The organism is Synechococcus sp. MIT S1220, from assembly GCF_047303025.1.
GTDB lineage: Bacteria > Cyanobacteriota > Cyanobacteriia > PCC-6307 > Cyanobiaceae > Parasynechococcus.
In genome coordinates, this window is record NZ_CP138939.1 from 2,297,543 (window position 1) to 2,313,796 (window position 16,254).

Sequence of the window (16,254 nt, forward strand, 5' to 3'; positions counted from 1 at the left end):
AGTAGAGCAGGGAGGGTTTTGGTATCGATCTGAGTGGAGTCTTACCGATCCACCCAGGCAGAACAACACTGCAAGAAATGGATTTTTACAAGCAGGGCTTTGGTAGTCGTTCCAAAGACCAAACGCAACTGATCTAAGCATTCTTCATTCGCCTGAGCCATGTCTGTTCGATCCCGTTTCACCCACTTATCCCAACAGGTTGCTTTGGGAGGTGGAATCCTGATCCTTTCAACAGCATCGATCACTCAGGCTTCACCGAACTCGAGCAGCAGTGTCGTCTTTGACCGTTCCAAACTTCCTATCGCGGAGCCTAAGCCAGAGAAAGTCACCAAGACGCTGCCGGCCGATGTACCGATGCCAGAGCAATGGGAAGTAAAGGCTCCACAAGGGGCTCCCAACGTGGTGATTATTCTTCTCGATGATGTTGGTTTTGCAGCTCCCTCAGCTTTTGGTGGAGCGGTGAACATGCCAACGGCGGAGAAATTGGCAAGCAATGGCCTTCGTTACAACAAGTTCCACACCACAGCCCTCTGCGCACCAACGCGAGCAGCTCTGAAATCTGGCCGCAATCACCACAAGGTCAACATGGGCTCGATCCCTGAAATCGCTACCGGCTATGCGGGTAATTCAACTGTGGTGCCTGACTATGCCCAACCAGTAGCAGAGATTCTCCGGCTGAATGGTTACAACACCGGTGCTTTCGGCAAGTGGCATGAAACCCCTGGGAGGGAAACGACTGCTGCCGGTCCACAGACTCGTTGGCCAACGCGCCAAGGATTTGAGAAGTTCTACGGCTTCGTGGGCGCAGAAGACAACATGTGGGATCCCACTATCCATGATGGAGTCACCGTGGTTGATGCGCCTCAAAAGGAGGGCTACCACTTCACCGAAGATATGACGGATCAGGCGATCGGTTGGATGAGGCAGCAGAAATCGATTAAGCCGGACAAGCCCTTTTTTATCTATTACTCATCAGCAGGTGCTCACTCACCACATCATGTAAGTAAGGAATGGATTGCCAAATACAAAGGCAAATTTGATCAAGGTTGGGATGTCCTGCGACAACAGAATCTTCAGAATCAGATCAAAGCTGGCATTGTTCCTGAAGCGACTCAACTAGCAAAGACACCAGACAGTGTACCTTCATGGGATAGTCTCACCGATCAGCAGAAGAGAATCTATGCCCGCCAGGCTGAGGTGTTCGCTGCATATGTAGAACATTCAGATTATGAAGCTGGTCGTCTAATCCAGGCAATTGATGATTTAGGTGAACTTGATAATACTTTGATTATTTATATCACCGGTGACAATGGAGCAAGTCCTGAGGGAGATTTCAGCGGACATTGGAATTGGAATCATTTTCTCAATGGTGTTGAAGAGACTCCTGATGAACAGGAGAAAAAACTCGATGAGTGGGGTGGCCCAACCACTTATCCCATGTATCACCTTGGCTGGGCGATCGCATTTAACTCACCGTTTGCTCTTTCTAAGCAGGTGGCTGGTGATTTCGGTGGTACGCGTAACGGCACAGTGATTCATTGGCCTGAGCGCATCAAACAAGGTGGAGGCGTGCGCACCCAGTTCTCGCATGTGAATGATGTCGCTCCAACGATTCTTGAAGCAGCCAATCTACCGATGCCAAACACCATGCATGGCATTCAGCAGATTCCAATGCAAGGTACAAGCCTGATTTATACATTCAATGACCCCAATGCAAAAGAAAGGCACAACACCCAGTACTTCGAGATCATCGGTAATCGAGGCATCTATCACAACGGCTGGATGGCACGAACAACAATTATGTATCCCTGGGAGGCGCCAAATAAAATTAACAGCGTTGAAAAGGATGACGGTTGGCAGCTGTATGACACCACTCAAGACTTCAGCCTGGCCAACGACCTTGCAGATCAATACCCGGAACGTCTTAAGGAAATGAAGAAAATATTCATGGAGCAGGCTATTGAAAATCAGGTGTTGCCATTAGATGATCGTCTTCTCCAGCGTCTCGTGCCTTCTGTTGCTGGTCGACCAACACTCTTAGGAGATAGAACATCGATGGATCTTTACCCAGGGGCTTGGAATATGGTGGAAGATTCGATTCTAAATGTCAAAAATACATCGAATAGTATAACCGCCTATCTTGATGTAAAAGGCAGAGACGAAGACGGTGTTATTTTTTCTCAAGGTGGACGATTTGGCGGTTGGTCTTTATATGTTGAGAATAGTTCTCCTGCATATTCGTACAACTACATGGGGGAAATTTTTACTTTCAAGAGCGATAAGTCACTCCCTCTTGGCAAGTCAGTCGTTCGCTTTGAGCTCGACTACGACGGCGGTGGTACGGGTAAGGGGGCTGATGTTCAGATGACACTTAATGGTGAGGTTGTCGCTAAGGGAAGGCTGGAGAAAACAATTGCCTCACGTTTCTCAATCGATGAGGGCTCAGACGTTGGCCTCGACCGAGGGTCTGCGGTCACAGTCAAAACGATCGGCCCTCGTCGCAACAGCGCCTACGGCGGACAGATTGACAAGGTGACAATTCAGATCTATCCCAAAGAGTCTGATCAATAGAAGGATTGAAAATGAAACAATCGACTGACCTGGATGACATGGTCACCATCCCGGCGGGCGATTATCAGCTTGGTTCAGATCGCTTCTACCAAGAAGAATCACCGATCCGGCAGGTCAGTCTTTCCTCCTTCAGGATTGATCGGGCTCCAGTGACCAACGCAGAATTTGCACGCTTCGTTCAGGAAACCGATTACGTCACTGTTTCGGAGCGTCCGCCAGATCCTGCTCTTTATCCAGATCTGCCTCCAGAGGAGCAGATTCCAGAGTCGGTTGTATTTATTCCACCAAGTCCAACCGTGGATCGCAGCCAGCCATTGGCTTGGTGGGCGTTAATTGCTGGTGCAGATTGGCGTCATCCTCAGGGACCGCAAACCAGTCTTGATGGGTTGATGAATCATCCAGTGGTGCATGTCGCCTATGAAGACGTTCTTGCTTACGTGCGTTGGGCAGGCAAACGTTTGCCAAGTGCCGATGAGTGGGAAGCGGCAGCTCGGGGTGGACTTGTTCAACAGGACTACGCCTGGGGAGAGGAGATGACCCCTGGAGGGCGTTGGCTAGCCAACATATGGCAAGGTCCTTTCCCCTGGACAAATCAACAGATCGATGGTTGGTATTGGACGTCACCAGTAGGCGAGTTTCCACCCAACGGCTACGGATTGGTTGACGTCTGTGGCAACGTCTGGGAATGGACGTCAACTGACTTTCCGGTATCAGGCGACGAGCAGGAAAGGCGTATCATCAAAGGTGGTTCTTTTCTTTGTGCAGAGAACTACTGCCATCGCTTCCGACCTTCAGCTTTGATGGGGCAGACTCTTGATACGGCTACTTGCCATATGGGATTCCGTTGTGCATTTGATCTCGATTGAAGGTAGTGACTGATCCATCAGAACAGTCGCTTGCTTTGTTGATTGATCAGCATCAAACCACCAAGTGCAAAGTGGATGAGGACGGCGGGCCAAACCATCAATCCTTGAGCAGTGCCGTTCACACTGAAGCCAGCTAGCAAAAATGCTGCTCCGAAGTTGTAGAGCATCAGCCCTAGCCGCAGCCTGGATGATCCTGCAACAGGAACCTGAACAGATGACCAGCAAGCGATGCCAAGCCCAATCAGTGCTGCGCCATACAACTGGGCAAGTTGATGACCACCATCAGGTAAAGATTTTCCGAGCAGAAGTTGGATCACAAAAGCAGGGAAAAGCACAAGCGCTGTGCCTGTGCTGAGCTCAACAAAACAAGAAAGCTGCGTGCTGCGGCGAATGAGTTGTTTCATCATTGGGTCAATAAAAAAAACAATGCGAACCCACGAGGCCATGCCAAAATTTTTAGCAAGGCAACTGCTGAATGGAATTGCCAAGGTCATAGGAGAGACAAGAGCCCTCTCTCATTTGCACAAACTCATACCCAAGTGCACAAACCAATAAATAAATAGCTTATTAGCAGCTGCAGCCACCAAGCCTCCAAGCCACCAAGGCCAGTGCTGATCAACCTATTTCAGTGAACCGATGAGGCACCCAGCTCTGCTTCTGACTGCAGAGAGACGCTTGGTACAACCTGAAGAACACCTGATTCGGCGGCCAAGGCGGTCATTTGCTCGCATGAAAACATATGCAGTCTGAACGCACAGATCGAATGCCACTTCTCCAGAACATGCTGAATGATCCTGGTAGTAGCTGCTGCTTTTCGGGACAATCAGTGAATAACTTCGCCCCCAGAATCATTAATCAGATGCAGCAGTCAAAAGGATCAATATCAACGTTGTAGATCAAAAACCGCCACTTCAGCGCTCAGACCAGGGCCAAAGGCCAGCGCGAGGCAAGGTCCAGCAGTCGACCGCCGACGCAACCGCTCAAGAATGAACAGGATTGTTGCCGAGGACATGTTGCCATGATCCTGGAGAACGCCTCGGGATTCGAGCAGTAGGTTCGGGTCCAACGACAGAACCTCTGAACAGGTCGAAAGAATCCTGGGTCCACCTGGATGGATGGCCCAACTATTCACCGCCTCAAGATCAATGGCCTGATCTTTGAGCCAATTTCGCAACCAGGGCAACAAGGCAGCCCCAATTGTTTCAGGAACAAGAGGCGACAAACCCATTGCAAAACCATGATCACCAATCTCCCAGTGCATGAGATCTGCGCTGTCACGAATCACCATCGAGCCACTACGTCGCAACACCAGGGACTGATGGGCGGGGGAAGGATTGGCGGAAGCGACAACGGCAGCCGCACCATCAGCAAACAAAGCATTGGCAACAACCTTCTCTGGGTGCCAGCCATAAGCCATGTGGAGACTGCAAAGCTCAACAGCGCAAAGCAGAACCACCGCCTTGGGATCCATCTCCGCGAAGGCGTGGGCAACACGCAACCCATTCAATGCACCGTGGCATCCCATGAATCCGATGTGTGTCCGCTGAACACTCGGTGCTAGCTCGAGCTTTTCAATCAGAAAAAGGTCAACACCAGGTGACTGAAAACCAGTGCAACTAACCGTCACGAGGTGGGTGATCGCTGCTGATGAGATAGCGCCATCGCTGAGCGCCTTTGCAGCGGCCTCAAGAGCCAGACCCCCGGCATATTCCTCGAAAGCCCGCATCCGTTCAGCGGTTCCAGGGCTTTCTGAGCCGTAGAAACTGAGACGCTCCTTGATCGAGCCATCGACTCCATCATTCTCGAGGAGCACACTTCCACGGCTGAGCACCTTGGTTTTTTGATAGATCCGCGACAAAAGCCTTGCCTGCTCTGGGCTGTCGGCATTGATCCGATGCGCCACTTGCACCGCTTCTGCCTGGCTCAGTCGCTGAGTTGGCACTGCCGTACCAATGCCGTGAAGTGTGAGAGGCATGGATCAGGAGCTCGCCATCAGTGGGGACACCTGATTGAGGCTGCTGATCACGCGCTGCGGGATGGCCGGCCATTGGCACCCGATGCTGAACGCTGCCTTTGTCGCGAGCGGTTGGCGTAACAACGTCGACAACACACTGCAAAGACGCTGACGACTGATCGTCAGATCCACCAGTCTCCGTTGCCAACGCCGCTCGAGATCCGTTGACCATTCCCCCTGAGCTTCCTCTACAAAAGGAGCAACCGCCGCCCCAGCCGCAAGTGCCCAGGCCATGCCCTCACCGGTGAAAGGCTCTACGTATCCGGTGGCATCACCCAACAACAAAAAGCGATGACCTGCGAACAGACCGGCACGACGGGTCAGCGCGGGAGTTAACTGCCAACGAGACGACTCCAATAACCGAGGCAAGGCGAAGCCAGCTTGAGTAAGAACCACTTCTGCCGCTCGAGCCACACCCCCAGAGGTCTTCAGCAAGGCGCGGTCGAAAGCAGCTGCCATGTTGAGAGCACCATCCTCGCGTCGAACCAAGCCGACGTATCCACTCCTGCCAATCGCCATGTGAATCACCCCGGACTCATAAAGGCCGCCATCCTCATGAATGAGGCAGCCTGCCCCAAGCCTCGATCCCGGCTTGCTCGATGAGCTGGCCGCGTGGGACGGGGAAAGCACCTGATGCTGCAGACCGGCAGCGACAAGCACAACACCGGCCTTGATCCGCTCCACTGGAGCACCACCAGGTGGTCGTAATCGCACCATTCGCCCACCTTTGGACATCTCTTCGAGCACAGCGCCGGTCTGGAAGCGCAAAGTTGCGCCAGCAGCCTCAGCAGCGTTGACCAATGCCTGATCAAAGGTCTCCCGCGAAAGTGCCCAACCGCCTGGCAACCCCAGGTTGAGCGTCTTGCCACTCCAACCAAGCCGAAGTTGATCAAGAGGCACGGCACCTTGATGACGAAGAAGGTTCGGCAGCCCCGCTGCAGTCAGTGCTGCCATGGCATTGGCGTTAAAGCAACAACCACAGACCTTCCAGCGGGGGAACGATCGTTTCTCAACGAGCAAAACCCGCAGGCCACGACGTGCACAATCAAAGGCGGCCAGCCCCCCAGCAACTCCTGCCCCAATCACGACTACATCCCAACTGTTCTGCATCTCAGTGGGGTTTCCAGCAGAGTCGATAGCGCTCAGGCCAAGTGCGCTCCAAGGCACAATCACGCAAACCAGCCTGAGCTGCGAGATCCAGGATCTCCTTGGGAGTAAAGGCCGCCTGTACAGACAATGGTCCATCGTGATGAACCACCCAGGATCGGCTCAACAGCCGTGTACCGATCCAAGCCAAGGAATACCCAAGACGGCTGCGGATCAGATCATCAACAATCACAAGCCGACGGGCTCGTGCTGCCATCCCTCTCAGGAGCCGCATCACATCAGGAGGATCGAGATGGTGAACAAAAAGCGTGCAATACACCACATCAAATTGTTGGGATCTAGACGGTTCGAGGGCATCTTCAACAAACACGCGAACACTGCTCTCTGATTTGGCCGCGTTGCGCTGTGCGATACGCACAGCTTCAGGATTCAGGTCACAGGCTTGGAATGACAGATTCAAGTGGCGTCTTCGGGCGAGCGCAGCAAGCGCAATGGCCGTGTCGCCACCGCCGCAAGCCAGTTCAAGCACACTCAACTGGGTCGACGGGGTCTCAGAGGCAAGGGTTTCAAAATGACGAAAAAGCCCTGGCACGCAGCGACTGATTCCATTAATCCGTCGAAGACCTTGAAGAGCTCGGTCATGATCTGCAGGATCGAGACCAGGCTGATCCATGACCTCGGGTTGACGATCACGTTGCATCGAGGTCCAGCCCAAAGACATGCAACGTCAATGTCGTAGCAATCAATCTAGAAAGAATGGCAGGGGTGCTGCTGGTGATGACACCCTCAAAGGCGGCAGCCATCACGACACGCTCCAAGGTGGCTCTGGACACGACACACTCAAAGGCAGACGCGGCGACGACAACCTCCATGGAGGAGACGGCGACGACACCCTCATCGGGGGAGATGGTGCTGATCGCTTTGTTCTCTCAACAGGCAACGACACCATCACCGATTTCAATCCCAAGCACGGCGATCACATCGCCATCCTCAACATCAACCTCGATCAACTTCTCGCTGCACAACCAGATCTCCTCACTTGAAACCAGGGTGTTGAGTGAAACCAGGGTGTTGAGCAATCCAAACACCAATGGACGCAGGGCTCATCCCAATTGCACAAATTCAGGCCCAGTTGCACAACATTCCAGGGATATCTCAGAGACAAGCCTCTTAGACCGGTTCCGGCAACTTGGAGTTAAGTGGCAGCAGCTGCCACCAAGGCCAGCGTTGATCCTCAGATTGGATGCCGTTTGCAGCCACGCAGTTCAGGTTTCGTATCCACGATTCTGACCAGGGTGGTGTCATGCAGCGGCCGCTTTCAGGCAGGCCAGCAGCCAGTGGCATCGTCCACTTCTCTAAAGCCGAAACCAAGCCTCAGCCCCCTCTTGACGCCTCTCAACGAAACCGAGCGAAGTTCTCAGCAAATCGTGCACGAATCGGCTAAACACCAGTGGCTTAATCAGAGTTTCAGCTCCAGAATTAAGCAAACAAAGCCTGTTCTTGGTTGTTCCCGCGCCACTCGTACAGGAGCTGCTCCCTTGGAACAGGGAGTTATACGCTGGCGTCGGGGCCTTTCCAGTGGAGCCTGTTCGCTGGCTCGATTTGGGAGATCAGCGCGTGCCAGAAAGATGTTTGGCGCTGACGCCGTTCAGCCAAGCACATGCAGACGTCGTCAACACTCACCCTGCTGCTGTAGCAAGGCAGTACGGCTCAGTGGCGGCTGATCCGCCTGTGTACAAGCTTCGTTCCAGCGAATTGAGCCACACCCTCATCGCCCAGGGAAACAGTGGAACTGATCTTCCGCTGCCTCAAGCCAAAGCCAAGCAAACCCGGCTCACACTGAAGGCAGGTGCGCCAGCGCTTCTTCAGATCAGCCGGAAGTTAGACCAGCAACATCAGCTCGGACAACCAATCCGTGAGCTGCACCTCATTGCCCATGGCAGCAAAAGCGGAATTCAGCTTGCGGATCAGTGGATTACTGAAAACACGCTGAAACTCCACGCCGAAGCCCTCAAAACCTGGGAACTGAACACCATTGTTTTGTGGACCTGCGAGATCGGCAAGAATCAGCACTTCGTATCACAGCTACAAGAACTCACAGGTGCTGACATCTTTTCCAGCACAGCTGTTATCAACCGCGATCAATTAGCTGTTGACAATCGGCATGACAATCAGCGCCTACTCAGTGAAATCATTGCTCCAAAAACGCTCAACGAATGGAACGGCTCACTAGGATGGTCAAGAGTCAATAGCGATATCGAGGGAACAAATACTCGTGGTAGATTTGGCTCTGCCGTAAGTATTTCAAACGACGGCAGACGCATCGCCGTTGGCGAAAGCGGCGAGAGCGAAATCACTGTTTACGAAAACGCAAATGGAAGTTGGCAGCAACTCGGAAGCCCAATAGATGGCCAAGGATACAATAAATCCATCGCACTTTCAGGAAATGGAAATCGGCTTGCTGTCGAGATCTCTAACATAGTTAGAACCTACGAATATATCGACGGATCCTGGAATTTAATTGGCACCCTAAATGGTAGCGGGTATGCCAACACGGGCTTCGGGAGATCACTGAGCTGGTCAGCAGATGGATCCGTTCTAGCCATAGCGGCCCCCGCTGATAGACATTATTCAGGTTGGCAATATCGCACTCCTGGCAATGTTTATGCATACCAATATTCCGGGGGTTCATGGTCTCCACTGGGCGACACAATCGAAGGAAGATTTCATGTAGGCGGAGGCTCTATTGGAGATTTTGGATATTCCATTGAGCTATCAGATGATGGCCAGCACTTAGTCATAGCGGCAAGATGCTCCAGTGGAGACTATCAAAATTGCACAAATTCTGAGGTAATTGTCTATGAATTTTCTGGCGGGTCATGGAACCAAGTAGGAAGTGATATAACCGTAGGGAAAACCAATGCAAACTCAGTCGCCATATCAGGAGATGGGTCCAGGATTGTGCATGCAGCTGCTTATGACATTAATAAAAGGAGTCTATATATCAAGGATTTCAATGGGACATCATGGCCAACCACTGTCGAGATAAATTCAAGGGAACTTTGGCAACACAATGGACTAGGGAGCGACGCCATCCATGCCCTGGGCTTTTCCCTAAGTCTCAACTTTGACGGGACAAGGCTTGCAGCAAGTGCGCCGACAACAAGAGAGTATTCTTTCAAGGGCAAAGTTTTTGTATTTGATATTGATTCTAGCGGCAATTGGAGCATTGTTGATTCAAGAATCACCGCTGATTCAGCTGGATCTGGGGATAACTTTGGTAGCAGTTGCCAACTCACCAGCGATGGCAACTTCTTAGCCGTCGGTGCATCCCATGCGGATCTAACCAATGACGAAGCAGGCTTCGCACGTGTTTATTCCTTACGGCCGATCTACTCCACGGCTGCCGCATCCACCGACGGTACCAAAGTTGTTCTCACCTACAACGAAACGCTCTCCTCAACAACAGCAGCCGCTTCTGCTTTTGCGGTCACAACCGATGGTGTAACCAATGCCGTCACCGCTGTTGCCATCTCCGGCTCCACCGTTGCGCTTACCCTCACCAACACCGTCACAAACGATCAGGCAGTCACCGTTGCCTACACCGATCCCTCCGGTTCCAACGACGCCAATGCCATCCAGGATTCAGCCGGCAATGACGCCGCAACGCTGAGCAGCACTGCAGCCACCAATAACTCCAGCGTTGCTGGCACTCCGCCCACCATCGCCATCACAGAAGACGATGGTGATGACTCCCTAGGGGTTGGTGATACCGCAACCATCACCTTCACCCTTTCAGAAGCCTCCTCCAATTTCATTCAATCCGATGTCACCGTTTCCGGCGGCAGCCTCACCAATTTCTCTGGCTCCGGAACCTCCTATTCCGCCACCTTCACGCCCACCAACAACAGCACCGCCAATGGCGTGATCTCGGTCGCCAGTGGCACCTTCACCGATACAGCGGGTAACGCCAACACCGACGGTTCCGATAGCAACAACACCGTCACCTTCTCCGTTGATACCACTACGCCTTCTCCTTCTCCTTCCCCGCCCCCTGATGCCATCAGGCCCACCATCGCCATCTCCGATGACGATCCGGATCATTTCCTTGCTGCCGGCGATTCATCCACCCTCAACTTCACACTCTCTGAGCCCTCCACAGATTTCCTCCAATCCGACGTCTCCATCTCCGGAGGCACCCTCTCCAACTGGACCGCTCATTCCTCCACCTCCTATTCCGCCTCCTTCACACCCTCCAACAACAGCACCGCAGATGGCCTGATCTCGGTCGCCAGTGGCGCCTTCTCCGATGCGGCCGGCAACACCAACAACGACGGTTCCGATCGCAACAACTCCGTCCGCTTCTCGGTTGATACCGCTGCTCCCACCATCTCTGTTGCCATCAACGATGGCGGTGATGATTTCCTCAACGCGGCAGAAGCTGGCTCCGCCTCCATCACTGGCACCACCTCTGGCGCAGAAGACGGACAAACCGTTTCCATCGCCATCTCCTCCTCCGGTGGCGGCACACCCATCAACACCACCGCCACCACCAACAGCAACAGCTATTCACTCTCCAATCTCGATCTCTCCTCCCTCGACGACGGCACACTCACCATCACTGCCGATGTCGACGATCGAGCCGGCAACTCTGCAGCCCAGGCCTCCGATAACACCACCAAAGACACAACCGCTCCCACCATCTCTGTTGCCATCAACGATGGCGGTGATGGTTTCCTCAACGCAGCAGAAGCTGGCTCCGTTTCCATCGCTGGCACCACCTCTGGCGCAGAAGACGGACAAACCGTTTCCATCGCCATCTCCTCCTCTGGTGGCGGCACACCCATCAACACCACCGCCACCACCAACAGCAACAGCTATTCACTCTCCAATCTCGATCTCTCCTCACTCAACGACGGCACACTCACCATCACTGCCGATGTCGACGATCGAGCCGGCAACTCTGCAGCCCAGGCCGCCGATAACACCACCAAAGACACAACCGCTCCCGCCATCGCATCGATTGGCGCGAGCCCAGGTTGGATCAGAACAGGACAAACAAACACAATCCATATTTCATTAACCGAATCCTCTAAAGACTTCACATTGTCCGATATTTCGGCCATTGGAGGGACTTTATCGAACTGGAATCCAGTCTCGAACAAAAACTACAAAGCGACCTTTACACCGCAAGCAAATCGAACAAGCAATTCAGAAGTCTCTGTAGCAAACTTCTCATTCTCAGATAAAGCAGGAAATTTCAACAACAATGGAACCAAAAGCGTCATCATACGCACAGATACAGTCCTACCTGAAATCGCATTAAAAGCAAATAAATTATCCCTGAGCGCAGGCGATCAAGCAATCATTGAATTCGAACTATCAAAATCAACGTCCGATTTCAACGTCAACGACTTAACTGTCGCTGGAGGATCAATCTCAAATTTCACTGGCTCAGGCAAAAGTTACACCGCTGTCTTTACACCCGATAGCAACAGCATAACCAATGGGGTTGTCTCAGTCGCGAGTTCCAAGTTCTCTGACTCATTTGGAAACTTCAACGAGGATGGTTCCGATGCCGACAATCGAATCAGCTTCCATATCAACACAGATCGGCCAACGATTGCCATCCGTTCAGACCAAGATTACTTAAAGGCTGGCGAAACAGCAAAAATTACATTTATCCTCTCAGAATCTTCAACTGACTTCACCCTTTCAGATATCGATGTCACTGGAGGCACTCTCGCAGAATTCTCCGGTGCAGGAGATCGTTATTCTGCAATCTTCCAACCAGACAACAGCAGCACAGACGCTGTTGTCTCTGTTGGTAGTGGCTCCTTCTCCGATGCAGCCGGCAACACCAATAACGATGATGCCGATCCCAATAATTCCGTCCGCTTCACCATTGATACCGTCAGCCCCACCATCGCTATCAGCGATGACGATCCTGACGATTCCTTAGCTGCCGGCCATACATCCACCCTCACCTTCACACTTTCTGAGCCCTCCACAAACTTCCTCCAATCCGACGTCTCCATCTCCGGCGGCACCCTCTCCAACTGGACTGCTCATTCCTCAACCTCCTATTCCGCCTTCTTCACTCCCAACCCAGGCAGCACCACAGATGGGGTGATCTCTGTTGGCTCAGACACCTTCTCTGATTTGGCCGGCAACGCCAACAACGACGGCTCTGATAACAACAACACCGTCACCTTCACGGTTGATTCCCTCAGGCCCACGATCGCCATCAGCGATGACGATCCGGATCATTCCTTAGCTGCCGGCCATACATCCACCCTCACCTTCACACTTTCTGAGCCCTCCACAGACTTCCTCCAATCCGACATTTCCATCTCCGGCGGGACGCTCTCCCACTGGAGTGCTCATTCCGCCAGCTCCTATTCCGCTTCCTTCACTCCCTCCAAAAACAGCACCACCGATGGGGTGATCTCTGTTGGCTCCGCCGCCTTCTCCGATGCAGCCGGCAACACCAATAACGATGATGCCGATCCCAATAATTCCCTCACCTTCACCGTTGATACCGTCAGGCCAACCATCGCCATCACCAATGACGATCCGGATCATTCCTTAACGACCGGCGAGACATCCACCCTCACCTTCACACTTTCTGAGCCCTCCACAGACTTCCTCCAATCCGACGTCTCCATCTCCGGCGGGACGCTCTCCAACTGGAGTGCTCATTCCTCCAGCTCCTACACCGCTTCCTTCACTCCCAACCCAGGCAGCACCACCAATGCCGTGATCTCTGTTGGCTCCGCCGCATTCTCCGATTTAGCCGGCAACGCCAACATCGACGGTTCCGATCGCAACAACTCCGTCACCCTCTCCGTCGATACCACCGCTCCCTCTCCTTCTCCTTCTCCATCAGCCAACCCAACCCCTGATTCCCCCAGGCCCAGCATCGCCATCAGCGATGACGATCCGGATGATTCCTTAGCTGCCGGCGAGACATCCACTCTCAGCTTCCGCCTCTCTGAGCCCTCCACAGACTTCCTCCAATCCGACGTTGCTGTCTCAGGCGGTTCTCTCTCCAACTGGACCGCCGATTCCTCCAGCTCCTACACCGCCTCCTTCACGCCCTCCAAAAACAGCACCACAGACGGGGTGCTCTCTGTTGGCTCTGGGGTCTTCTCCAATTCAGCCGGCAACACCAATAACGATGATGCCGATCCCAATAATTCCCTCACCTTCACCATTGATACCGTCAGACCCACGATCGCCATCAGCAATGACGATCCTGATCATTCCTTCACTGCCGGCGAGACATCCACCCTCACCTTCACACTTTCTGAGCCCTCCACAAACTTCCTCCAATCCGACGTCTCCATCTCCGGCGGCACCCTCTCCAACTGGACTGCTCATTCCTCCAGCTCCTACACCGCCTCCTTCACTCCCAACACCGGCAGCACCACCCATGCCGTGATCTCTGTTGGCTCCGCCGCATTCTCTGATTTAGCCGGCAACGCCAACATCGACGGCTCTGATAGCAACAACTCCGTCCGCTTCACCATTGATTCCCTCAGGCCCAGCATCGCCATCAGCGATGACGATCCGGATGACCTCCTCAACGATTGCGACACCAGCACCCTCACCTTCCGCCTCTCTGAGCCCTCCACAGATTTCCTCCAATCCGACGTTGCTGTCTCCGGCGGGACGCTCTCCCACTGGACCGCTCATTCCTCCAGCTCCTATTCCGCCTCCTTCACTCCAAACCCAGGCAGCACCACAGATGGCGTGATCTCTGTTGCCTCCGCCGCATTCTCCGATGCAGCCGGCAACACCAATAACGATGATGCCGATCCCAATAATTCCCTCACCTTCACCATTGATTCCCTCAGGCCAACCATCGCCATCACCAATGACGATCCGGATCAATCCTTAACGACCGGCGAGACATCCACCCTCAGCTTCACACTTTCTGAGCCTTCCACAGATTTCCTCCAATCCGACGTCTCCATCTCCGGCGGGACGCTCTCCAACTGGACCGCTCATTCCTCCAGCTCCTACACCGCCTCCTTCACTCCCAACCCAGGCAGCACCACCAATGCCGTGATCTCTGTTGGCTCCGCCGCATTCTCCGATTTAGCCGGCAACGCCAACATCGACGGTTCCGATCGCAACAACTCCGTCACCCTCTCCGTCGATACCACCACTCCTTCTCCTGCTCTTTCTCCTGCTCCATCACCAAACCCAAACCCTGATTCCCTCACGCCCAGCAGCGCCATCAGTGATACCAATCCTGATGACCTCCTCAAAGTTTTTGACACCTCCACACTCACCTCCTTCTCGATCAACAATCAAGACACCAACCAAAACAAGCCCCTACACAACAACAGCGACATCTATCTCTTGCTGGATACCTCCACATCCATGCACCACAATGGGGGAGAAGATCGACGCAAGTTCCAATCACTCCTCGCCCTTGAAGCATTCACAAAAGACGCCGAACGAGCTGGATATCAATTTCAACGCCGCAACAACAAAACCACCATCACTGCGACACAATTACTCCAAACACTGGCGAGCAAAACCACCAAGCAAGCCATTCAAGAGCTCGATCATTACAACATCATTGACAACCCCAATGATGCAAACAATGCTGACAATCTCCACCTTCACCTGATCACCTACAACTATCACGTCAAGCACAACACCTTCACCCTCTCCCGCACAAACCCAAACAGCGGCATCGGCACCATGCAAGCCATCCTGTCTCTCAAAATGGCAGGAGAACAATTCACAAACTCACTCAAAAACAACACACAATGGAAGGAGCTTGGACTCCCCAAGCCCAATCGCTACGACCTCTATCAGGGCCATCCAGACAAGCCCTCCAACCTCTACGCCGGCACCGAATTGCTTGGTGCACTGGAAGGGCTCGACTATCTCCTCACCAACAAAGCCAACGACCCCAATCAGCGCAACCACTCCACCACCATCTCCCTCGTTCTCCATGGCCGCCCCGAACGACGCAGCTGGTGGGACACCAGAACCAACGCCGCCTCTGATTCCATCATTGGCCAGGCCATTCCTCTTCCTGAAAGCCTCGGTAAAGAAGACATCACCACCTCAGGACTCCTCTACGACAACAACAGCAAGCCGCACTATTTCAAAAACAATCAGGGCCAATGGCAGTGGAAGACGATGCAAAATGATCTCAATACGGCCCTCGATCGCCTCGCTGATCACTCCACCGATCCCGCCACCAACATCCAGGTCAATGCCTTTGGCCTCGACAACGACAACATCAACAACATCAACAACATCAACAACATCAATAACATCAATAACATCAATAACATCAATAACATCAACAACAGCGACAACAACAATATCAACAACACCGGCAACTCCTCCCTCGCCGACACCTATCAAGACCTCTTCTCAAACCAAATCTTCAACAACTCCTCCAGCTCCTGGAGTTACACGCACCAAACCATCCAATCACTCCAAGACATCAATCTCTAAACAACGACCACACTTCTCCTCTGCAACACCAGCAAAAATCATCAGCAACACACTCCACTTCCCCAACACCCGCAACAGCAACAACACCACCCACAAAGCCATCACACATAGATCACCCTCTGATCCATCAACCTCAACCACTCATGCAGGGCTCAGTTGCTCTCCTTCAAGACCCAGTTCTGGTCCTTGGCAGGGACGCCCTCAGTT

At 53.1% G+C, this 16,254-nt stretch carries 10 protein-coding genes and 1 pseudogene; 5 read left to right on the plus strand and 6 right to left on the minus strand.

The features are described 5' to 3' along the window. Positions 1 to 159 precede the first annotated feature (159 nt). Both SIB64_RS11545 and SIB64_RS11550 read left to right on the plus strand, forming a co-directional pair. Positions 160 to 2,571, plus strand: coding sequence for an arylsulfatase (locus SIB64_RS11545; protein ID WP_413440346.1), 2,412 nt, complete (start codon positions 160 to 162; stop codon positions 2,569 to 2,571). Positions 2,572 to 2,582: 11 nt separating this feature from the next. Continuing rightward, positions 2,583 to 3,437, plus strand: coding sequence for a formylglycine-generating enzyme family protein (locus SIB64_RS11550; protein WP_413440347.1), 855 nt, complete (start codon positions 2,583 to 2,585; stop codon positions 3,435 to 3,437). A 17-nt stretch (positions 3,438 to 3,454) separates the two neighbouring features. On the opposite strand, the gene SIB64_RS11555 is transcribed toward SIB64_RS11550, so the two are convergent. From SIB64_RS11555 to SIB64_RS11570, 4 genes are all read right to left on the minus strand, one after another. Continuing rightward, the gene (locus SIB64_RS11555) at positions 3,455 to 3,844 is read right to left on the minus strand and encodes a hypothetical protein (protein ID WP_413440348.1); all 390 of its coding nucleotides are present in this window, start codon (positions 3,842 to 3,844) and stop codon (positions 3,455 to 3,457) included. A 476-nt stretch (positions 3,845 to 4,320) separates the two neighbouring features. Next, positions 4,321 to 5,412 carry a type III polyketide synthase gene (locus tag SIB64_RS11560; RefSeq protein WP_413440349.1) on the minus strand — a complete coding sequence of 364 codons (1,092 nt, stop codon included), beginning with the start codon at positions 5,410 to 5,412 and terminating at the stop codon, positions 4,321 to 4,323. Positions 5,413 to 5,415: 3 nt separating this feature from the next. Then, positions 5,416 to 6,561 (minus strand): NAD(P)/FAD-dependent oxidoreductase, encoded by a 1,146-nt coding sequence (locus SIB64_RS11565; protein ID WP_413443007.1) that lies wholly within the window; start codon positions 6,559 to 6,561, stop codon positions 5,416 to 5,418. A 1-nt stretch (position 6,562) separates the two neighbouring features. Further along, positions 6,563 to 7,279: a class I SAM-dependent methyltransferase gene (locus tag SIB64_RS11570; protein WP_413440350.1), complete on the minus strand. Its 717-nt coding sequence runs from the start codon at positions 7,277 to 7,279 to the stop codon at positions 6,563 to 6,565. Between SIB64_RS11570 and SIB64_RS11575 the strand changes: the two genes are divergently transcribed. After that, a complete protein-coding gene (locus SIB64_RS11575; RefSeq protein WP_413440351.1) occupies positions 7,278 to 7,601 on the plus strand; it encodes a hypothetical protein in 324 nt (107 codons plus the stop codon). The two genes, SIB64_RS11570 and SIB64_RS11575, sit on opposite strands and share 2 nt — an antisense overlap. 127 nt (positions 7,602 to 7,728) lie before the next feature. Here SIB64_RS11575 and SIB64_RS11580 read toward each other — a convergent pair whose 3' ends face one another. After that, positions 7,729 to 7,929 (minus strand): hypothetical protein, encoded by a 201-nt coding sequence (locus SIB64_RS11580; RefSeq protein ID WP_413440352.1) that lies wholly within the window; start codon positions 7,927 to 7,929, stop codon positions 7,729 to 7,731. Positions 7,930 to 8,289: 360 nt separating this feature from the next. Here SIB64_RS11580 and SIB64_RS11585 point away from each other — a divergent pair. Then, positions 8,290 to 8,631, plus strand: a pseudogene (locus SIB64_RS11585) (DUF4347 domain-containing protein); the annotation flags it as partial. Positions 8,632 to 9,519: 888 nt separating this feature from the next. Next, entirely contained in the window at positions 9,520 to 16,047 is a 6,528-nt protein-coding gene (locus SIB64_RS11590) for a beta strand repeat-containing protein (RefSeq protein ID WP_413443008.1), read from the plus strand. Here the strand turns inward: SIB64_RS11590 and SIB64_RS11595 are convergent. Next, positions 16,024 to 16,188, minus strand: a complete 165-nt coding sequence (locus SIB64_RS11595; protein ID WP_413440345.1) for a hypothetical protein — start codon at positions 16,186 to 16,188, stop codon at positions 16,024 to 16,026. The genes SIB64_RS11590 and SIB64_RS11595 overlap by 24 nt on opposite strands. Positions 16,189 to 16,254: the final 66 nt, after the last annotated feature.

What these genes read in the sequence shown, in the direction of transcription:
- SIB64_RS11545 (WP_413440346.1), top strand. Translation starts at nt 160, where the DNA reads ATGTCTGTTCGATCCCGTTTCACCCACTTATCCCAACAGGTTGCTTTG.
- SIB64_RS11550 (WP_413440347.1), top strand. Translation starts at nt 2,583, where the DNA reads ATGAAACAATCGACTGACCTGGATGACATGGTCACCATCCCGGCGGGC.
- SIB64_RS11555 (WP_413440348.1), bottom strand. Translation starts at nt 3,844, where the DNA reads ATGATGAAACAACTCATTCGCCGCAGCACGCAGCTTTCTTGTTTTGTT.
- SIB64_RS11560 (WP_413440349.1), bottom strand. Translation starts at nt 5,412, where the DNA reads ATGCCTCTCACACTTCACGGCATTGGTACGGCAGTGCCAACTCAGCGA.
- SIB64_RS11565 (WP_413443007.1), bottom strand. Translation starts at nt 6,561, where the DNA reads ATGCAGAACAGTTGGGATGTAGTCGTGATTGGGGCAGGAGTTGCTGGG.
- SIB64_RS11575 (WP_413440351.1), top strand. Translation starts at nt 7,278, where the DNA reads ATGCAACGTCAATGTCGTAGCAATCAATCTAGAAAGAATGGCAGGGGT.
- SIB64_RS11570 (WP_413440350.1), bottom strand. Translation starts at nt 7,279, where the DNA reads ATGTCTTTGGGCTGGACCTCGATGCAACGTGATCGTCAACCCGAGGTC.